17 protein-coding genes, 1 pseudogene and 1 riboswitch are annotated in these 19,630 nt (G+C 72.4%); of the genes and pseudogenes, 10 read left to right on the top strand and 8 right to left on the bottom strand.

Features of this window, described 5'->3' with window-relative positions; all coding sequences use genetic code 11:
• The first annotated feature begins 16 nt into the window (after positions 1-16).
• Entirely contained in the window at positions 17-1,027 is a 1,011-nt protein-coding gene (locus tag ACGFYV_RS26735) for an LLM class F420-dependent oxidoreductase (RefSeq protein WP_393881010.1), read from the top strand.
• 7 nt (positions 1,028-1,034) lie between these two features.
• Here the strand turns inward: ACGFYV_RS26735 and ACGFYV_RS26730 are convergent, their stop codons facing one another.
• The 4 genes from ACGFYV_RS26730 to ACGFYV_RS26715 form a co-directional block, all read right to left on the bottom strand.
• Positions 1,035-1,598 carry a hypothetical protein gene (locus ACGFYV_RS26730; protein WP_393881009.1) on the bottom strand — a complete coding sequence of 188 codons (564 nt, stop codon included), beginning with the start codon at positions 1,596-1,598 and terminating at the stop codon, positions 1,035-1,037.
• A gap of 223 nt (positions 1,599-1,821) precedes the next feature.
• Entirely contained in the window at positions 1,822-2,892 is a 1,071-nt protein-coding gene (locus ACGFYV_RS26725) for a prenyltransferase/squalene oxidase repeat-containing protein (protein ID WP_393881008.1), read from the bottom strand.
• Entirely contained in the window at positions 2,889-3,623 is a 735-nt protein-coding gene (locus ACGFYV_RS26720; RefSeq protein ID WP_393881007.1) for a class I SAM-dependent methyltransferase, read from the bottom strand. The genes ACGFYV_RS26725 and ACGFYV_RS26720 overlap by 4 nt, the downstream gene beginning before the upstream one ends.
• Positions 3,624-3,675: 52 nt before the next feature.
• Complete coding sequence (locus tag ACGFYV_RS26715; RefSeq protein WP_393881006.1) at positions 3,676-5,118, bottom strand: glycosyltransferase family 4 protein; 1,443 nt, start codon at positions 5,116-5,118, stop codon at positions 3,676-3,678.
• Positions 5,119-5,338: 220 nt separating this feature from the next.
• On the opposite strand from ACGFYV_RS26715, the gene ACGFYV_RS26710 reads away from it, so the two are divergent.
• Entirely contained in the window at positions 5,339-5,995 is a 657-nt protein-coding gene (locus ACGFYV_RS26710) for a TetR family transcriptional regulator (protein ID WP_393881005.1), read from the top strand.
• Positions 5,996-6,065: 70 nt separating this feature from the next.
• Here the strand turns inward: ACGFYV_RS26710 and ACGFYV_RS26705 are convergent, their stop codons facing one another.
• Both ACGFYV_RS26705 and ACGFYV_RS26700 read right to left on the bottom strand, forming a co-directional pair.
• Positions 6,066-6,299 carry a ferredoxin gene (locus ACGFYV_RS26705; RefSeq protein ID WP_393881004.1) on the bottom strand — a complete coding sequence of 78 codons (234 nt, stop codon included), beginning with the start codon at positions 6,297-6,299 and terminating at the stop codon, positions 6,066-6,068.
• 2 nt (positions 6,300-6,301) lie between these two features.
• Positions 6,302-7,753 (bottom strand): aldehyde dehydrogenase, encoded by a 1,452-nt coding sequence (locus tag ACGFYV_RS26700; RefSeq protein ID WP_393881003.1) that lies wholly within the window; start codon positions 7,751-7,753, stop codon positions 6,302-6,304.
• A 151-nt stretch (positions 7,754-7,904) separates the two neighbouring features.
• Here ACGFYV_RS26700 and ACGFYV_RS26695 point away from each other — a divergent pair.
• Positions 7,905-8,932: pseudogene (locus ACGFYV_RS26695) on the top strand (MBL fold metallo-hydrolase).
• A gap of 23 nt (positions 8,933-8,955) precedes the next feature.
• Here the strand turns inward: ACGFYV_RS26695 and ACGFYV_RS26690 are convergent.
• Complete coding sequence (locus ACGFYV_RS26690) at positions 8,956-9,498, bottom strand: MOSC domain-containing protein (protein WP_393881002.1); 543 nt, start codon at positions 9,496-9,498, stop codon at positions 8,956-8,958.
• A gap of 234 nt (positions 9,499-9,732) precedes the next feature.
• A riboswitch (cobalamin riboswitch) is annotated at positions 9,733-9,861 on the top strand.
• 113 nt (positions 9,862-9,974) lie between these two features.
• Here ACGFYV_RS26690 and ACGFYV_RS26685 point away from each other — a divergent pair.
• The 7 genes from ACGFYV_RS26685 (at position 9,975) to ACGFYV_RS26655 (ending at position 18,030) form a co-directional block, all read left to right on the top strand.
• Positions 9,975-11,216 carry a prenyltransferase/squalene oxidase repeat-containing protein gene (locus ACGFYV_RS26685; protein ID WP_393881001.1) on the top strand — a complete coding sequence of 414 codons (1,242 nt, stop codon included), beginning with the start codon at positions 9,975-9,977 and terminating at the stop codon, positions 11,214-11,216.
• A 65-nt stretch (positions 11,217-11,281) separates the two neighbouring features.
• A complete protein-coding gene (locus ACGFYV_RS26680) occupies positions 11,282-11,911 on the top strand; it encodes an SCO2322 family protein (RefSeq protein WP_393881000.1) in 630 nt (209 codons plus the stop codon).
• A 445-nt stretch (positions 11,912-12,356) separates the two neighbouring features.
• A complete protein-coding gene (locus ACGFYV_RS26675) occupies positions 12,357-13,478 on the top strand; it encodes a CbiQ family ECF transporter T component (protein ID WP_393880999.1) in 1,122 nt (373 codons plus the stop codon).
• On the top strand, positions 13,475-15,373 hold the full coding sequence (locus ACGFYV_RS26670; RefSeq protein WP_393880998.1) for an ABC transporter ATP-binding protein: 1,899 nt from the start codon (positions 13,475-13,477) through the stop codon (positions 15,371-15,373). Before ACGFYV_RS26675 ends, ACGFYV_RS26670 begins: the two co-directional genes overlap by 4 nt.
• Positions 15,370-16,266, top strand: coding sequence for an ECF transporter S component (locus ACGFYV_RS26665; RefSeq protein WP_393880997.1), 897 nt, complete (start codon positions 15,370-15,372; stop codon positions 16,264-16,266). Before ACGFYV_RS26670 ends, ACGFYV_RS26665 begins: the two co-directional genes overlap by 4 nt.
• Positions 16,267-16,658: 392 nt before the next feature.
• Positions 16,659-17,072 carry a transglycosylase SLT domain-containing protein gene (locus tag ACGFYV_RS26660; protein WP_393880996.1) on the top strand — a complete coding sequence of 138 codons (414 nt, stop codon included), beginning with the start codon at positions 16,659-16,661 and terminating at the stop codon, positions 17,070-17,072.
• A gap of 232 nt (positions 17,073-17,304) precedes the next feature.
• Positions 17,305-18,030 (top strand): YoaK family protein, encoded by a 726-nt coding sequence (locus tag ACGFYV_RS26655; protein ID WP_393880995.1) that lies wholly within the window; start codon positions 17,305-17,307, stop codon positions 18,028-18,030.
• A gap of 159 nt (positions 18,031-18,189) precedes the next feature.
• Here the strand turns inward: ACGFYV_RS26655 and ACGFYV_RS26650 are convergent, their stop codons facing one another.
• Positions 18,190-19,359, bottom strand: a complete 1,170-nt coding sequence (locus ACGFYV_RS26650) for a steroid 3-ketoacyl-CoA thiolase (RefSeq protein WP_393880994.1) — start codon at positions 19,357-19,359, stop codon at positions 18,190-18,192.
• Positions 19,360-19,630: the final 271 nt, after the last annotated feature.

Raw genomic sequence — 19,630 nt, 5'->3', positions numbered from 1 at the left:
GCGTCAGGAGGCAGGCATGCGGCTCGGTCTCGCACTCGGCTACTGGGGACGCGGTCCGGACGCCGGTCATGTGCCGCTGGCCCGCGAGGCGGAGCGGCTCGGCTACCACTCGGTGTGGACGGCCGAGTCCTGGGGCTCGGACGCCTTCACCCCGCTGACGTGGATCGCCGCGCGGACCTCGACGATCAGGCTGGGCACGGGAGTTGCCCAGATGGCGGCCCGCACCCCGACCGCGACCGCGATGCACGCGCTCACCCTGGACCATCTGTCCGGCGGGCGGATGATGCTCGGGCTCGGCCTGTCCGGGCCGCAGGTGATGGAGGGCTGGTACGGCCGCCCGTTCCCGAAGTCACCACTGACCGCGACCCGGGAGTACGTGGACGTCGTACGGCAGGTGCTGCGGCGGGAGGGGCCCGTCAGGTCGGCGGGGCGTTTCCATCCGCTGCCGTACCGGGGGCCGGACGGCACGGGGCTGGGCAGGCCGCTGAAGCCGATCACGCACCCGCTGCGCCCCGAACTGCCTGTTCTGCTGGGTGCGGAGGGGCCGAAGAACGTGGCGCAGACGGTCCGGATCGCCGACGGCTGGCTGCCGCTGTACTGGTCGCCGAGCCGTCCCGAGGTGTACGGGGACGCGGTGCGGGAGCTGCCCGAGGGGTTCCTGGTGGCGCCGATGGCCCGGGTGAAGGTGTGCGACGACGTCGTCGAGGGGGTGCTGCCGGTGAAGGCGATGCTCGGCTTCTACATCGGCGGCATGGGCCACGCGGCCCGCAACTTCCACGCCGATCTCATGGCCCGCATGGGCTACGAGGAGGAGGCGCGGCGGATCCAGGAACTGTTCCTCGCCGGGCGGCGCGAGGAGGCCGTGCGCGCGGTGCCGGACGCCTTCGCCGACGAGATCTCGCTCGTGGGCCCGCGCGAACGCATCGCCGAGCGGCTGGAGTTGTGGCGCAAGGGTCCGGTGACGGACCTGCTGGCCCTGTCACCGGACCCGGACACCCTCAGGGTGCTGGCGGAGCTGAACTCCTAGGCGGGTGTCAGCCCTTGGTGAGCTGGGAGGCGGAGGGCACCTGGTTCTTGACGGGGGCGCCGGCGCTCTGGCCCGCGTCCTTCACCTTGTTGATCAGGTCCTCGTAGGTGCCGGCCGCGTTCCCGTCGCCCTTGCGCAGCTTGGCCGGCAGATCCTTGAGGGAGTTGATCCCGGCGTTGAGCGGTTCGAGGGCCTTGGCGAGCGTCGGGTCGCCCTGGGCGTTGCGCTGGGCGGCCTTGAGCCGGTTGTAGGCGAAGACGCCGGCCAGACCGGCCTTGATCAGGGCCGCCCTGCGGCCCTTGGCGCCCTTCTTGAACTTGCCGTCCTTCCAGGGCTTGACGATCCACTGGTACGTCGCGCCGGCCGCGAGGCCCGCGTTCGCCACGAACCGGGTCTTCGCGAACTTCTGGCGTTCGGCGGACGTGCTCGGGCTGGGCGTCGCCGCTGCGGCGGCCATCGCCGAGACGTCGTTCTTCGTGGTCTTCTCGCTGCTGCCACAGGCGGTGGAACCGGCGACGAGGGCGCAGCACAGGGTCAGCGCGACGAAGAGGCGCCGTATCGGAACGGGCACGAGGTCCTCCGGACATGTCTCCCCGAGCGGGTATCTCCACCGGCAGCGTCACCCGAACGGCCGTGCCGCGCCACTCGAGGAACGCTCGGGTTTCGTCTTCCGTTTCGCGGAAATCCGGTGGGTATGCGCCTGCGGTGTCGCCGTGACGGCGCGGGCCCACGCCGTCGCGGTCCGCATGCACCGGCCCTGAACACGCCGTGGGCCGGCGCCGGGCAGGCCGGCGCTAGCCGCAGCAGTCCGGGTCGAGTCCCAGGGGCAGGAGATCGCCGCCGAAGACGGCGCAGGTGGCGTCGTGGCCGCCCAGCGCGGCCACGGCCAGCAGCAGGGAGCCGGCCGTCCAGGTGGTCAGCTCGCGCGGCCAGACGACCTGGTCGTCGAAGACGTAGCCCGTCCAGTACAGGCCGCTCTCCGGGTCGCGCAGATGCTGGATGGACTGGAGAATGTCCAGGGAGCGGTCCGACTCGCCGACCGCCCACAGCGCGAGGGCGAGTTCGCTGGACTCGCCGCCGGTCACCCACGGGTTGGGGACGACGCAGCGCACGCCGAGGCCGGGCACGACGAAACGGTCCCAGCCCTCCTCGATGCGCGCCTTGGCCTGCGCCCCGGTCAGGGCGCCGCCGAGGACCGGGTAGTACCAGTCCATCGAGTAGCGGTCCTTGTCCAGGAAGCGTTCGGGGTGCCGCTGGATCGCGTGGCGCAGCGCGCCCACCGCCAACTCCCAGTCCGGCTGCGGCTCTTCGCGCTGCTCGGCGATGGCGAGCGCGCAGCGCAGGGCGTGGTAGACCGAGGAGCTGCCGGTGAGCAGGGCGTCCGCGGTGGGGGTGCCGTCGTCCTCGCGCCGCCAGCCGATCTGCCCGCCGGGCTGCTGGAGCCCGAGCACCCATTCGACGGCCGCGTAGACGGTCGGCCACATCCGGTCCAGGAACGTGTCGTCCCCGGTCGACAGGTAGTGGTGCCAGACGCCGACGGCTATGTAGGCGACGAAGTTCGACTCGCGGGCGCGGTCGGTGACGTCGTCGTGGGCGCCGTCGGCGTAGGCGGCGTACCAGGAGCCGTCCTCGTTCTGGTGCCGCGCCAGCCAGTCGTAGGCCCGCTCTGCGGCCTCCTGCTCGCCGGCCGCGTCCAGGGCCATCGCGGCCTCGGTGTGGTCCCACGGGTCCAGGTGGTGCCCGCGGAACCAGGGGATCGCGCCGTCCTCCCGCTGCACGGCCAGGATGCCGCGGACGGTCTCGGCGGCCTGCTCGGCGGTGAGGACCCCAGGCAGGACGAGGTGTTCTGTCCGGGGAGTCGTCACTTGGCGTCCACCCGGGGCAGGTGCGGCTTGGTCGCGTAGGCCACGAAGCTCTTGCCGATCAGCGGGTTCAGCGCCTGCTCGGCGACCCGGGTGGCCAGCGGCTTCTTCATGATGTCCCAGACCAGCAGCTTGTGGTACGCCTTGACGGGCAGCGCCTTGTCGTTGTCGACGCCGAAGGCGCACTTCAGCCACCAGTACGGGGCGTGCAGGGCGTGCGCGTGGTGGGTGCCGTACGGCTTCAGGCCGGCCTCGCGGATCTTGCCGAGCAGTTCGTCCGCCTTGTAGATGCGGATGTGGCCGCCCTCGACCTCGTGGTAGGCGTCGGACAGCGCCCAGCAGACCTTCTCGGGGCCGTAGCGGGGCACGGTGACGGCGATCCGGCCGCCCGGCTTGAGCACGCGCACCATCTCGGCGAGCACGCCCTTGTCGTCGGGGATGTGCTCCATCACCTCGGAGATGATGACGACGTCGAAGGACTCGTCCGGGAAGGGCAGCGCGAGGGCATCGCCCTCCATGGCCGTGGCGGTGGCGCCGGCGGGCGCCTCCCCGGCCTCCTTCATCGCCGCGAACCACTTGGCGACCTCGCGGATCTCCTCGGCGTTCTGGTCGAGGGCCACGACGTGCGCGCCGCGCCGGTAGCACTCGAAGGCGTGCCGGCCGGCCCCGCAGCCGAGATCCAGGACACGGTCGCCGGGGGCGAGCGGGAACCGGGAGAAGTCGACGGTCAGCACGTGGCCCTGCTTTCGGAGTTGAGGTCGGCGGTCAACTGATGGACTTCCACGATCACTTGACGGCCTCGGTCAGCCGTGCGGCCTGCGTCACCTGCTCGGCCTCGGTCTCCCGCGCGGCCCGCGTCACCTGGTCGGGCCCGCTCGTCGCCGTGGCCGCGGAGTGGCGGGCGGCCGGGTTTCGGGCGCGGGAGAGGGCAATGGCCTCGCGGTACCGGGCCACCGTGCCCTCGGCGGCTCGCGCCCAGGTGAAGTGCCGCAGGACCCGTTCACGCCCTGCCGCGCCCAGCCGGGCCCGCAACTCCCTCTCGCCCAGCAGCCTGCCGAGCCCCGCGGCCAGCGCGCCGGAGTCGCCCGGCGGTACCGCGAGGCAGGTCTCGCCGTCGCGCCCGGCGACCTCGGGGATCGCGCCGCCGGTGGTGGCGACCAGCGGGGTGGCGGTGGCCATGGCCTCGGCGGCGGGCAGCGAGAACCCCTCGTACAGCGAGGGCACGCACGCGACCTGGGCCGAGCGGATCAGGTCGACCAGTTCGGCGTCGGAGATGCCCTTGACGAAGCCGACGGCGCCTTCGAGGCCGTACCGCTCGATCGCCTGGGCGACCGGGCCCTCGGCGGGGCGCTTGCCGACGACGACGAGGTGGGCGGCCGGGTGCTCGGTGCGCACCTTGGCGAGCGCCTCCACGAGGAAGACGAGGCCCTTGAGCGGCACGTCGGCGCTGGACGTGGTGACGATCCTGCCGGGCACCTCGGCGACGGCCGGATTCGGCGAGAAGAGGTCGGTGTCGGCGCCGATGTGGACCACGTGGACGCGGTCGTCGCGGACGCCGAGGTGGTCCACGATCTCCTGGCGGGAGCTGCCGGAGACGGTGAGCACGGAGGGCAGCCGGCGGGCGACGCGCTTCTGCATGCGGGTGAAGGCGTACCAGCGGCGCACCGAGTAGCGGCGCTGCCAGCCCTCGGCCGCGTCCAGTTCGAGCTGCCGGTCGACGGTGATGGGGTGGTGGATCGTGGTGACCAGGGGGGCGCCGATGTCGCCGAGCAGGCCGTAACCGAGGGTCTGGTTGTCGTGGACGACGTCGAACTCGCCCTGCCGGGCGCGCAGATGGCGCCGGGCGCGCAGCGAGAACGTCAGCGGTTCGGGGAAGCCGCCGGTCCACATCGTGCCGACCTCGAGCGCGTCGATCCAGTCCCGGTACTCGTCCCGGTCCGGGGTGCGGAAGGGGTCGGGCTGGCGGTAGAGGTCGAGGCTGGGCAGCTCGGTCAGGCTCAGCCGGCCGGCGTAGTCCTCGTGCTCGTCCAGCACGGGATACGGCTGCGAGCCGATGACCTCGACGCGGTGGCCGAGGCGGGCCAGTTCGCGGGACAGGTTGCGTACGTAGACGCCCTGGCCGCCGCAGAACGGGTTCCCTTTGTAGGTGAGGAGTGCGATGTCCAGCGGTCGCCTGCCGTCGGCAGCCAGATCCTGCCGAGGACCCGCCTGACTGGCCTCAGCGGTCACTCTGGGCCCCTCTCTGCCTGCACTGTCCCGCGACAGTATGACGGGACGCTAATCTAGAACAAGTTTCAGACTTGATCGTTCAAGAGGTTCTGAATCTACCGGCAGGTAGGGATGCTGTGAGCAGTGGATCAGGTGATTCACGCCACGGCGCGGGCCCCTGCCCCGCTGTTCGATCACATGCCCTACAGACGCCCTCACCGACTGTCACGGAACGGGACCCATGCCAGCGCAATCCAAGGCGGAAGCCAGTAGCGTCCGGCCCCTGTCGGAACCGCTCACCGAGCGGCAGCAGGCCCGTCGGCGGCGGATCCTGCACACGAGCGCGCAACTGGCGAGCCGGGGCGGTTTCGACGCGGTGCAGATGCGCGAGGTCGCCGAGTCCTCGCAGGTGGCCCTGGGCACCCTGTACCGCTACTTCCCGTCCAAGGTGCATCTGCTGGTCGCGACCATGCAGGACCAGCTGGAGCGCATGCACGGCACGCTGCGCAAGAAGCCCCCGGCGGGCGAGCGGCCGGCCGAGCGGGTCGCGGAGACCCTGATGCGGGCCTTCCGCGCCCTGCAGCGCGAACCGCATCTGGCCGACGCCATGGTCCGCGCCCTGACCTTCGCGGACCGCAGCGTCTCCCCCGAGGTCGACCAGGTATCCCGGCAGACCACGGCGATCATCCTGGACGCGATGGGCCGGGAGAATCCGACCCCCGAGCAGCTCTCCGCGGTCCGCGTCATCGAGCACACCTGGCACTCGGCCCTCATCACCTGGCTCTCGGGGCGCGCCTCCATCGCCCAGGTCAAGATCGACATCGAGACGGTGTGCCGCCTGATCGACCTGACGGACCCGGACCCGAACGCGGACCCGGACCCGGACGCGTCCCGCTGACCGACCTCTGGCCGTCAGTCCTCCGGTCCCCTGACCTTTCGGCCTTCTGGTCATCCTGCCTTCTGGCCCTCTAGTCCTCCGGCGGGAACACCGGTTCGCCGCTGTCCGCCAGGGTGATCATGATGGCTTCGACCGGGCAGCTCTCGGCCGCGCTCAGAACCGGTTCGCCGGCGTCGGTGTCCGGTTCGACGGGGTGGGACTGGCGGGCCGGGTCGAGCCGGAAGCCGTCGGGGGCGTGGTGGAGGCACTGGGCGGAGCCGATGCAGAGGGAGCGGTCGACCTCGATGTGCCAGCGGTCTCCCATCCTCAGGCCCCCGCCGGGAGGTGGATCATCTTGTGTTCGAGGTAGGCGGAGTAGCCCTCGGGCCTGAACTCCCGCCCCAGACCGGAGTTCTTGTAGCCGCCGAACGGGCCGAGCATGTCGAGGCTGAAGGTGTTGACGGAGTAGGTGCCGGTGCGGATCCGCCGGGCGACCTCGATGCCGCGCTCGACGTCCGCCGTCCACACGCTGCCGGAGAGGCCGTAGTCGGAGTCGTCGGCGATCTTCACGGCCTCCTGTTCGTCGCCGTAGGGCAGGAGACAGATCACGGGCCCGAAGATCTCCTCGCGGGCGATGCGCATGGCGTTGTCGACGTCCCCGAAGAGGGTGGGCTCGACGTACCAGCCCTTGTCCAGTCCGGCGGGGCGGCCACCGCCGCTGAGGACCTTGGCGCCCTCTTCCTGGCCGATGCGGATGTAGTCGAGGCTGCGCTGCTGCTGGCGCCGGGCGACCAGGGGGCCGACCTGGGTGGCGGGGTCGAGCGGGTCGCCGACCTTCAGGGCGCTCGCCGCCCGCGCGAAGGCGTCGGCGAACTCGTCGTAGCGGGCGCGCGGGACGAGGATGCGGGTCTGGGCGACACAGGCCTGGCCGTTGTTCATCCAGGCCGCCGGGACGATGCCCGACACGGCGGTATCGAGGTCCGCGTCCGGCAGCACGACCGCGGCCGACTTGCCGCCCAGTTCCAGGGTGACGCGGGTGAGGTTGCGGGCGGCCACCTCCATCACGCGCTTGCCTGCCGCGACCGAGCCGGTGAAGGAGACCTTGTCGACACCCGGGTGCCCGACCAGGTACTCACTCACCTCGCGGTCGGCGGGAAGGATGGACAGCACGCCTTCCGGCAGCCCGGCCTCGCGCGCGATCTCGCCGAGCAGGTACGCGTCCAGCGGGGACTCCGGGGACGGTTTGAGGACGACCGTGCAGCCGGCCAGCAGCGCGGGCGCGAGCTTGGCCGCGGCCACGAACTGCGGGACGTTCCACGGGACGACGGCCGCGACCACGCCGACCGGTTCGCGCCGGACGAGGAGCGGGCCGAGGATGCCGTCGCGGCGCTCCTCGTGCGGGAAGTCCTGGGCGACCCGGATCGCCGCGTCCCACACCATCATCGCGCCGAGCGCCTGCGCGAGGACGCTCCACGAGTACGGGGAGCCGTTCTCGGCGGAGATCACCCGGGCGATCTCCTCGTGCCGGGCGAGGATGCCGTCCTTGATGCGCGTGACGACCTCGATCCGCTCCCGCACCGACGCGCGCGGCCAGGGTCCCTGGTCGAACGCGCGCCGCGCGACGGCCACCGCCCGGTCCACGTCCGCCGGCGAGGCGTGCGGCACCCGGCCGATGACCTCCTCGGTGTGCGGGGAGATCACCTCGATGACGTCCCGGCCCAACGGGTCGGTCGGCTCCCCTCCGATGAACAGCTGCCCGTGCTCCACGAGTTCCGTCATGGCCGACCGCCTCCGCACTGCCGCACACGGTATCTGACGCTGCATCAGAACTGATATCAGTTCCAGTTATGGTGGGCAATGGTCATCGGTCGTTGGTCATTGGCATGGGGCAATGGGCATGGGGCAGCGGCGTCGGTGGGGCGGAGGACAGATGGCCGGGACGTTCGATCACGGCGGGGGCGTGCGGTCCGTCCAGGTGCCCATCCGGACAACCCCCTCGGGCACACGCTGGTGTACGTCGTGGACACCGACCGTGGCCCGGTGCTCGTGGACACGGGCTGGGACGACCCCTCGTCCTGGGACACGCTGGTCGCGGGGCTCGCCGGCTGCGGCACCTCGGTCGAGGAGCTGTACGGGGTCGTCATCACCCATCACCACCCGGACCACCACGGGCTGTCCGCGCGGGTGCGGGAGGCGTCCGGGGCGTGGGTGGCGATGCACGCGGCCGACACGGAGATCGTGCGCCGGGCGCGGGAGACGCGTCCGGAGCGGTGGTTCTCGTACATGGCCGACAAGCTGACGGCCGCGGGGGCGCCCGAGGACCATGTCGCTCCGCTGCGCGCGGCGCGTGGCCGCCGTACCCTTCCCGGCCTGTCCCCCGCGCTCCCGGACCGCGAGGTCGTCCCCGGCGAACTCCTCGACCTGCCCGGCCGCCGGCTGCGCGCGATCTGGACCCCGGGTCACACCCCCGGCCACGTCTGCCTGCACCTGGAGGAGGAGCACCCCGCTCAACTCCCCGGCCACGGGCGCCTGTTCAGCGGTGACCACCTGCTCCCGCGGATCACCCCGCACATCGGCCTGTACGAGGACCGCGAGGACGCGACCGTGACCGACCCCCTCGGCGACTACCTCGACTCCCTGGAACGGGTCGGCCGCCTCGCCCCCGCCGAGGTCCTGCCCGCACACCAGCACGCCTTCACCGACGCCCCCGCCCGGGTCCGGGAACTCCTCACCCACCACGAGGACCGGCTCACCGGCCTGCTCTCCCTCCTCTCCGTCCCCCTCACCCCCTGGCAGCTCGCCGAGCGCATGGAGTGGAACCGTCCCTGGTCCGACATCCCCTACGGCTCCCGCACCATCGCGGTCTCCGAGGCCGAGGCCCATCTGCGCCGCCTCGTGAAACTGGGCCGCGCGGAGGCCGTCCCGGGGAGCGAACCGGTGATGTACGTGGCGGTGTGATCGTCACGTTCGTGGCGGTGTGATCAGACCTTTTCGAGCGGACGGTGCGGGCCGGTCGGCAGTTCGACCTTGATCAGGTCGCCGGGGCGCACGACGCCGCCCTCCTTCACGACGCTCATGATTCCGGCCTTGCGGACGATGTCGCCGAGGTCGTCGCGGCCGACGACCTGCTTCAGCAGTCCGCCTTGGAAGGTGTCGATCTGCAGGCAGGGGTTGCGCAGGCCGGTCACCTCGACCACGGCCGCGGCGCCGATGCGCAGCAGTGTGCCCACCGGCAGGCGGAGCAGGTCGATGCCGCGGGTGGTGATGTTCTCCCCCAGCTCGCCGGGCGCCACGCGGAAGCCCGCCTCTCCGACCTCGTCGAAGAGTTCTGCGTGGATGAGGTGGACCTGGCGCAGGTTCGGTTGCGTGGGGTCCTGCGCGATGCGCGAGCGGTGCTTGACCGTCACACCGGCGTGGACGTCCCCTTCGACACCGAGGCCGGCGAGCAGGGTGATGCTCTCCCGGTTCGGCTTCGTGAACGAGTACACGCTGTTGCTGCTGACCGCCGTCACTTCCCCGCTCATGTGCGCAACCCCCTCTTCGCCGCCACGATCCACCCAGAGCCTAACCATGGGTCCCGTCGCCGTCATGGGCCCCGTCCCCGTGATGGGCCCCGTCCCCGTGATGGGCCCCGTCCCCGTGATGGGCCCCGTCCCCGTGATGGGCCCCGTCCCCGTGATGGGTCCCGTCCCCGTCATCGGCCGTGAGCCCGGTCACCGGGTTCCTGTGCGCACGGCCACTCCCCTGGCCGCGCGAGGCTGCCGGTAAAGTGGCGGGGTCGTCATCACACCTGTACGGGGGGAAGCCGGTGCAATTCCGGCGCTGACCCGCAACCGTGAGCCGTCCCCAGGACGGTGAGCCGGACCGCCTCGCACGGGACGTTGACCGGCTCGCGTGCGCGGCGGTCCGCCGTGCACGGCACCGTCGAGGTATACGGAGCCGAGCCGCCCGGGTGCTACCCGTGCGCTGCCGGCCCCCGCAGGAGAGGCAGTCGCCGACCATGAACGTCCGCCGCAGTGCCGCGGCTCTCGCCGCCGTAGGCGTGCTGGCCGCCGCCGCGCCCGCCACGGCCGCCGGCCAGTCCCCGTCCGCCTCCCCGAAGGTGACGCTCCCCGCCGGGCTGTTCGGCAAGGCCGACCCGACGTACGACGGCGTCTGGCGCCAGTCGCTGTCCCTGCTCGCCCAGCACACCGTCAGTGAGCGGCCTGCCGCCTCGGCCGTCGACTGGCTGGTGGGGCAGCAGTGCGCCGACGGCTCCTTCGCCGCGTTCCGGGCGGACACTGCGGCGCCCTGCGGGGGCAAGGGCGGTGCCCAGAGCGACACCAACAGCACCGGCGCGGCCGTCCAGGCCCTGCGGGCGGTCGGCGGGCACGACGGCGAGGTCCGCAAGGCCGTGGCCTGGCTGAAGACCGTGCAGAACAAGGACGGCGGCTGGGGCTACTCGCCCGGCGGCGCCAGCGACACCAACTCCACGTCCGTCGTCGTCGGCGCCCTCGCGTCCGCCGGTGAGGACACCGCCGCGCTGCGCGGCAAGGGCGGGACCCCGGACGAGGCGCTGGCGGGCCTGGCCCTCCCCTGCTCCGCGGACGGTGGCGGCGCCTTCGCCTACCAGCCCGACAAGAAGGGCAAGCTCGTCGCCAACGCGGACGCGACGGCGGCGGGTGTGCTGGGGGCGCTCGGCAAGGGGTTCGTGGTGGAGCCCGGCAAGGCCCGGGACAAGGCCCCCGCCTGCTCCTCCTCCGGCAAGGCCACGCCGGGCCGGCTGGCGGACAACGCCTCCGCGTACCTCGCGGGCGCCGTCGCCAGGACCGGTCACCTGACGTCCGCCCTTCCGGGCGCCACGGACCAGCCCGACTACGGCAACACGGCCGACACGGTCGTCGCACTCGCCGCGAACGGCTGGACCGCGCAGGCGAAGAAGCCGTACGCCTGGCTGGAGAAGAACGCGGTGGCCTGGGCGGGTCAGACCGGTCCGGCCGCCTACGCCCAACTGGTCCTCACCGCCCACGCGATGGGTGAGCAGCCGCGGGACTTCGGCGGCACGGACCTGGTGACGGCGCTGGACAAGTTGGGGCCGGCTCCGCAGCAGGAGAAGAAGGACGGTACGCAGGCGGAGAAGGCCGACAAGAAGGCCGACGAGAAGGGTTCCGGCAACGGCGTCTGGTGGATCGTCGGCGTCGGTCTCGTCGCCGGCATCGGCATCGGCTTCCTGCTCAGCGGCCGCAAGAAGCGGCAGCCGTGACCGCCGTCCGCCGTGCCACGGCCACGCTGATACCTACGGTGGTATTCGCTTTGGTATTTGCGCTTATGTCCGCGTTCGTCCTTCTGGTCGGGGCGGGGCAGGCGCAGGCCGCCGGGTACCGGTACTGGTCGTTCTGGGAGCGTTCCGGTGGCCACTGGACGTACGCCACGCAGGGCCCGGCGACCGCGCGCCCCGACGACGGTTCCGTGGAGGGCTTCCGGTTCGCGGTCAGCGCGGACTCCTCCGACGCGAGCCGGCCGCGCGGCACGGCGGACTTCTCGACGATCTGCGCGGGGACGCCCGCGAAGTCGGGGACGAAACGGGTGGCCCTGGTCATCGACTTCGGCGTCCCCGCGGACGCCCCCTCCGGTGAGACGCCGCCGGCGCATCGCGGCACGGCCTGCGCGCGGGTCGCCTCCGACGCGACGTCGGCGGAGGCCCTGGCCGCCGTCGCCAAGCCCCTGCGCTACGACACCAACGCCCTGTTGTGCGCCATCGCCGGGTACCCCCAGAAGGGGTGCGGTGAGCAGGTCGCTACCGGGGGGAAGGCTCCGCAGAAGGGGGCTTCGGCGAAGGGGGCTTCGGCGAAGGAGTCGGACGGTGGCCCCTCGCTGGGGTTGCCGATCGGTGTCGGTGTGGTCGCGCTGCTGGCGGGGGCGGCGGTGTGGCGGGCGCGGCGGCGCACCCATGCGTAGGCGCGGTGCGGGTGGGCGGTTTTTTGCTGGGCGGTGTTCCTTGGCTGCGGGTTGGTCGTGGTCGGTTGCGCAGTTCCCCGCGCCCCTTGGGAGTCGACGGGCCGTCGGCTGGATGGCTCGCGGAGATACGGGCACGTGGGGAAGTGCGGGGCGGTGGGTGGGTGCGGGTTGGTCGTGGTTGGTCGCGCAGTTCCCCGCGCCCCTGGGGAGTCGACGGGCCGTCGGCCGGATGGCTCGCGGGGATACGGGCACGTGGGGAAGTGCGGGGCGGTGGGTGGGTGCGGGTTGGTTGTGGTTGGTCGCGCAGTTCCCCGCGCCCCTGGGGAGTCGACGGGCCGTCGGCCGGATGGCTCGCGGGGGTAAGGGCACGCGGGGAAATGCGGGGCGGTCGTCGTTGGTGGCGCGGTTCGCCGCGCCCCTAGGGGATCGACGGGCCGTCGGACGGATGGCCCGGGGAGGGCAGTTGCATCCGGGGGCGTGGTGGTTGTGGTCGCTCGGGTTGGGGACGGCTGCCACGCGTACCACCAACCCGCTCCTCCTCGCGCTCCTCATGGCCTCGGCGGGGTACGTCGTGGCCACGCATCGTTCCGCCGCGCCCTGGGCTCGCTCCTATACCGCCTTCGCCAAGCTTGCCGTCGCCGTTCTCCTCGTACGTCTCGGTTTCACGGTGGTGCTGGGCTCGCCCATCCCGGGCTCGCACGTCCTGTTCACGCTCCCTGAAGTCCCGCTTCCCGAGTGGGCGCAGGGCATCCGTCTGGGGGGCCGGGTCACGGCGGAGGCGCTGCTCTTCTCGGCGTACAACGGGCTGAAACTGGCCGCGCTCCTCATCTGCGTCGGCGCCGCGAACGCCCTCGCCAGCCCGGCACGGCTGCTCAAGTCGCTGCCCGGCGCCCTGTACGAGGCAGGCGTGGCCGTGGTCGTCGCGCTGACGTTCGCGCCCCATCTCATCGCCGATGTACAGCGGTTGCGCGCCGCGCGCCGGCTGCGGGGGCGCCCGGACCGTGGGGTACGGGGGCTGCTGCAGGTCGGACTGCCCGTGCTGGAGGGCGCGTTGGAGCGGTCGGTCGCGCTGGCCGCCGCGATGGACGCGCGCGGGTACGGCCGTACCGCCGACGTACCCGCGCCGGTACGTCGTACGACGACCGCGCTCACCCTCGGCGGTCTGCTCGGGGTGTGCGCGGGGACGTACGGGCTGCTCACCGCGGAGGGCGGCACGTACGGAATTCCCGTGCTGCTCGCGGGAGTCACGGCCGCGCTCGCGGGACTGCGGCTCGGCGGACGCCGCTCGGTGCGCACCCGGTACCGGCCGGCGCCGTGGGGGATGCGGGCGTGGCTGGTGGCGGGCTCGGGAGCCGCGGTCGCCGCGCTGCTCACGCTGGCGTCGGTCCGGGACCCGCACGCGCTGAACCCGGGCGTCGTCCCGCTCGTCGCCCCCGCCCTGCCGCTGTGGCCGGCCGCGTCCGTCCTGCTCGCCCTGTTGCCCGCCTTCGTCATACCCCAGGACCCCCAGGACCCCCAAGACCCCACGGGCCCCCAGGACGCCCGGAACCCCGAGGAGTTGTCGTGATCCGCTTCGAGGAGGTCAGCGTCACGTACGAGGGCGCGGCCGAACCGACCGTCCGGGACATCGACCTCGTGGTGCCCGAGGGTGAACTCGTGCTGCTCGTCGGCCCGTCCGGGGTGGGCAAGTCGACCGTGCTGGGCGCGGTCAGCGGGCTCGTCCCGCACTTCACCGGCGGCACCCTGCGCGGCCGGGTCACAGTGGCCGGCCGGGACACCCGTACGCACAAGCCGCGCGAACTCGCGGACGTGGTCGGCACGGTGGGACAGGACCCGCTCGCACACTTCGTGACGGACACGGTGGAGGACGAACTCGCCTACGGCATGGAGTCGTTGGGGCTCGCCCCGGACGTGATGCGGCGCCGCGTGGAGGAGACCCTTGACCTGCTGGGCCTGGCCGGTCTGCGCGACCGCCCGATCGCGACGCTCTCCGGCGGGCAGCAGCAGCGGGTCGCGATCGGCTCGGTCCTCACCCCGCACCCCCAGGTACTGGTCCTGGACGAGCCGACCTCGGCGCTCGACCCGGCGGCGGCGGAAGAGGTCCTGGCCGTGCTGCAGCGTCTGGTCCACGACCTCGGTACGACCGTCCTGCTGGCCGAGCACCGGTTGGAACGGGTGATCCAGTACGCCGACCAGGTCGTCCTGCTGCCCAGCCCCGGCGCCGCTCCCGTCGTCGGCACGCCGGCGGACGTGATGGCCGTCTCGCCCGTGTGCCCCCCGGTGGTGGAACTGGGCCGCCTCGCCGGCTGGTCCCCCCTCCCCCTGACCGTCCGCGACGCCCGCCGCCGCGCCACCACCCTCCGCACCCGCCTGTCCCAGGCCCCCACACCAACGCCAACGCCAGCGACAACGGCAACAGCAACAGCAACAGCAACAGCAACAACGAAACCAACGCCCACACCAGAGTCCCGCCCCGAGCCGTCGACGGGGGCGACGCCGACCCCAGTCACCACTGCGGCGCACGAGCCCGCAGCCGCCGGCGGTGGACACGCCCCACAGGGGCCACCCGCGGCCGACGACGAAACTGTCACGGGTGGTGCGGGTGGGAACACGACCGCCGAAGGCGAAGCCGAGGCGCCACCCGCCTGGCGACGACTCTTCCGCCGAGCCGCCACACCCCCCGCGCCCCCCGCACCCCCCACCCGCACCCCCCACGTCGCCGAAGTCCACACCCTCACCGTCCGCCGCGGCCGCGTCACCGCGCTGCGGCACATCGACCTGACCGTGACCCCCGGCGAGACCATCGCGCTGATGGGCCGCAACGGCGCCGGCAAGTCGACACTGCTGGCCTCCCTCGTCGGACTCGTCGAGCCGACCTCCGGCACGGTCCACGTCGGCGGAGCCGTACCGCACCGCGCCGCCTCCCGTGACCTCGTGCGCCGGGTCGGCCTGGTCCCGCAGGAGCCGCGTGACCTGCTGTACGCGGACACGGTGGCCGCCGAGTGCGCCGCCGCCGACACGGACGCGGGGGCCGCGCCGGGCACCTGCCGCGACCTGGTGTCCGGACTGCTGCCCGGCATCACGGACGACACGCATCCCCGTGACCTCTCCGAGGGCCAGCGTCTGGCGCTCGCCCTGGCCGTCGTACTGACCGCCCGGCCACCCCTCCTCCTGCTCGACGAGCCGACGCGCGGTCTGGACTACGCGGCGAAGGCCCGTCTGGTGGCGGTGTTGCGCGGGCTGGCGGCCGAGGGGCACGCGATCGTCCTGGCCACGCACGACGTGGAACTGGCGGCGGAGATCGCGCACCGGGTGGTGCTGCTCGCCGACGGCGAGGTGATCGCCGACGGGCCGACGGCCGAGATCGTGGTCTCCTCCCCTTCCTTCGCCCCGCAGGTCACCAAGATCCTGGCCCCACAGCCCTGGCTGACGGTGACCGAGGTCCGGGAGGCCCTCGCATGACAGCACGGACGACAACAGGCACGACCACAGACACAACAACAGACACAACAACAGACACGGCGGCACAGGCCACCCCCCGCCGGCGCATCCGCGCCATCCCCCTCGGCCCCCGCTCCCTCGCCGCGCTCGTCCTCGTCAGCGCCGTCGGCGTAATCGGCTTCGGCTGGCCCTTCCTCGCGCCGCCCTCCTCGCAACTGAGCGCGCACGCCGAGGACGCGCCCTGGCTGTTCGCCGGGCTGCTGGTGCTGCTGGTCGCGGTCGTGGCGGCGACGATCTCCGAGTCCGGTCTCGGTCCGAAGGCCGTCGCCATGCTGGGCGTGCTGGCGGCGACCGGTGCGGCGCTGCGGCCGGTCGGCGCGGGGACGGCGGGGATCGAGCCGATGTTCTTCCTGCTGGTACTGAGCGGCCGGGTGCTCGGACCGGGCTTCGGCTTCGTCCTCGGCTCGGTGACGATGTTCGCGTCCGCCCTGCTCACGGGCGGGGTCGGGCCGTGGATGCCGTTCCAGATGCTGGCGATGGGCTGGTTCACGATGGGCGCGGGGCTGCTGCCGGGCCGGGCCGGCCTGCGCGGCCGGGGCGAACTGGTGCTGCTGGCCGGTTACGGCTTCCTCGCGTCCTTCGCCTACGGCACGATCATGAACATGGCCGGCTGGCCCTTCATGGGCACCCTGGCCTCGAACATCTCCTTCGACCCTCAGGCGACGGTCCCCTCCAACCTGGCCCGCTTCGTCGCCTACTGCCTGGCCACCTCCATGGGCTGGGACCTGGGCCGGGCGGTCTGCACGGTCGTCCTCACCCTGGCGCTCGGTCCGGCCGTGCTGCGCGCGCTGCGCCGGGCCACGCGGAGGGCCGCTTTCGAGACCGCGGTCACCTTCGACGCACCCCGAGCGTGAGGGGCCGTATCCACTCGGTCAGCCGAGCGGTGAAGCACCCCGCATGACCCACATCACCTACGACCCCGAGTCGTAGTGCCGGATGTCCGCCCTACCCCCTCCCGCGCCCGCTCCGACCTGCGGATGGAGACCCACGCCACACGACCGACCTTTGTCGCCTATCCGGCCACAACTAGTAAAAGGGGTGATTGCGGACTGGTCGGAAGCCTGTTTCTCCGGACGACGTCGCCAGGCGCCACGAACCCACGAACCCCCATGGGACGCGGCGCCGACGTATGCGGCAGGCCACCACGCAGCACAACGCAGCACCACACAGCGCAACGCAGCAGCACGCAGCACCGCGTGGCCCGCACATACCGGCGAAGCCCTGTCCCCGACGCAAGAGGTCGAACGTGTCCGTTTCCGTCATCCGCCGCATCGCTTCCCCGAAGAAGGCCCTCACCATCGCCGCCGTGGCCGCCGCCACCGCCGGTATGGCACTGACCGCGGCGCCCGCCCAGGCCGCCCCGGGCTCGGCCTCCTCCGCCCAGGCGATCGCGCACAGGATGATTCCGGACGCCGCCCAGTTCAACGCGTTCAGCAAGATCGTCGAGCACGAGAGTGGCTGGAACCCCAACGCCACCAACAGCTCCTCCGGCGCCTACGGGCTGGTCCAGGCCCTGCCCGGCTCGAAGATGTCCTCCGCCGGCTCCGACTGGAAGACCAACCCGGCCACCCAGATCAAGTGGGGCCTGGACTACATGAACTCCCGCTACGGCAGCCCGGTCCAGGCCTGGGGCTTCTGGCAGGCCAACGGCTGGTACTGAGCCGCCGCACCCCGGCCGCTCCCATCCCGGGCCACCCGTACAGCACCACCACGCGCACCCTCGCCTCCACTCGGCAAGGGTGCGCGTGTGCGTGCGTGTGTACGTGTGCGTCCAGGTGTGTGGGCGGCATACGCGCCCGGACGCGACGGCGCGCGCCGGATCACCCCGGTGCCCCCTCGCCCCCGTGATGGACTGGCCCTCCCCCCCGCCCGTCCGGCCCACCGGAGGAACGATGACGACTCCACCGACGCCACCGACTCCCCCGACGCCGACGGCCCCGACGCCGGTGCCGGCGCCGGACCCGGAGATGCGCGGAGTGCGGCTGGTGGTCGTCCTCCTGGCGCTGACCGTGGTGAGCGGACTGATCGACGCGGTCAGTTATCTGGGCCTCGGCCGGGTCTTCACCGCCAACATGACCGGCAACGTGGTGGTCCTGGGCTTCGCCGCGGCCGGCGCCCCGGGGTTCTCGGTGCCCCACACGGCCACCTCGCTGGCCTGCTTCCTGCTGGGCGCGGCGGCCGGCGGCCGGCTGGCGGCCCACTGCCGGGAGGGCTCGCGCCGCACGTGGACGCGGGTGACGCTGGCCGCGGAGGCACTCCTCGTCGCGGCGTCGGCGGCGATCGCCTTCGCCTGGCCGGGCCGGCCCGGCACCCTGTACGCCCTGATCGCCCTCACCGCCTTCGCGATGGGCCTGCGCAACGCGACCGTCCGCAAACTGGGCGTCCCCGACCTGACCACCACGGTCCTGACGATGACCCTGACCGGGCTGGCCTCCGAGTCCCGCATGGGCGACGCCAGCGGTCACCGCGCACCGCGCCGCACGGCCGCGGTGCTCGCCATGATCGCCGGCGCCTGGCTGGGCGCCTGGCTCGTCCTCCACCACGGCCTGGGCATCCCCCTGCTGATCGCCGCGGCGGCATCTGCCGTCCTGGCCGCGGTGGCCTCGGGACGCGAGTGAGCGGAGGCGGTACGACCACTGCCGCACCGCCACAGCACTGCACCGCCACAGCACCGCACCGCACCGCCACAGCGCCGCACCGCCCCAACACCCCCGCGCCGTACCACCCGACCGCCGCCCCCCGTACGCCCCGCCCCCGCCCCCGTCCGCCCCCAGTCCCTACAGCCTCTGAATGATCGTCCCCGTCGCCAGCGCACCCCCCGCGCACATCGTGACGAGCGCGAACTCCTTGTCCGTGCGCTCCAGTTCATGGAGGGCCGTGGCGATCAGGCGGGCGCCTGTCGCGCCGACCGGGTGGCCGAGGGCGATCGCGCCGCCGTTGACGTTGACCTTGCTCAGATCCTGGTCGAAGACCTGGGCCCAGCTGAGGACGACGGACGCGAAGGCCTCGTTGATCTCGACGACGTCGATGTCCTTGAGGGACATTCCGGCCTTGCCGAGGACCGCGTTGGTGGCGTCGACGGGCCCGTCGAGGTGGAAGTGCGGGTCGGAGCCGACCAGGGCCTGGGCGACGATCCGGGCGCGGGGCCGCAGTTTCAGGGCGCGGGCCATCCGTTTGGAGGCCCACATGATCGCGGAGGCGCCGTCCGAGATCTGCGAGGAGTTGCCGGCCGTGTGGACGGCCGTGGGCATGACCGGTTTCAGCCCGGCCAGTGCCTCCATGGAGGTGTCCCGCAGCCCCTCGTCCTTGTCGACCAGCCGCCACATGCCGTGCCCGGCATGCTGCTCCTCCTCGGTGGTGGGCACCTGGACGGCGAAGGTCTCCCGCTTGAAGCGTTCCTCCGCCCAGGCGTGCGCCGCCCGTTCCTGGGAGAGGAGGCCCAGCGCGTCGACGTGTTCGCGGGTCAGTCCGCGGCGCCGGGCGATGCGTTCGGCGGCCTCGAACTGGTTGGGCAGGTCGACGTTCCACTCGTCGGGGAACGGCTTGCCCGGCCCGTGCTTGGAGCCCGACCCCAGCGGCACCCGCGACATCGCCTCGACCCCGCAGCTGATCCCGACGTCGATGACGCCCGCGGCGACCATGTTGGCGACCATGTGCGAGGCCTGCTGCGAGGAGCCGCACTGGCAGTCGACGGTCGTCGCGGCCGTCTCGTAGGGCAGCCCCATGGTGAGCCAGGCGGTGCGGGCGGGGTTCATGGACTGCTCGCCGGCGTGGGTCACCGTGCCGCCGACGACCTGCTCGACCGCGTCGGCGGGGATGCCGGTGCGGCCGAGGAGTTCACGGTAGGTCTCGCCCAGCAGATAGGCGGGGTGCAGATGGGCGAGCGCGCCGCCGCGCCTGCCGATCGGGGTGCGTACGGCTTCGACGATCACGGGTTCCGCGGCCATGGGGGTGCGTCCTCTCCTCGGTCGCCCGCGCGGCGCGGAGGCGTCCCGGCCCGCCCGCCACGCAGAACTAGAACACGTACTAGTTCTGCGTGCAGTCTGCTGACATTCCGTCCACTGTCGCAAGGGTCGCGCACGCCCCGAAGTCGTGATCTGCACGAGTTGTCCACGTAATTGGGGCCGTCATGGGGCTTGCCACTTGTAGAACCCGTTACTACCTTCACGGCAGCCCGCTCAGCTGACGGACCGTCAGAAGGTCAGAGAAATCGTCGTC

It is taken from the genome of Streptomyces sp. NPDC048297, assembly GCF_043201585.1.
GTDB lineage: Bacteria > Actinomycetota > Actinomycetes > Streptomycetales > Streptomycetaceae > Streptomyces.
Note: the sequence above shows the minus strand (reverse complement) of the source record. Positions and strands in the feature narration are given on the sequence as shown.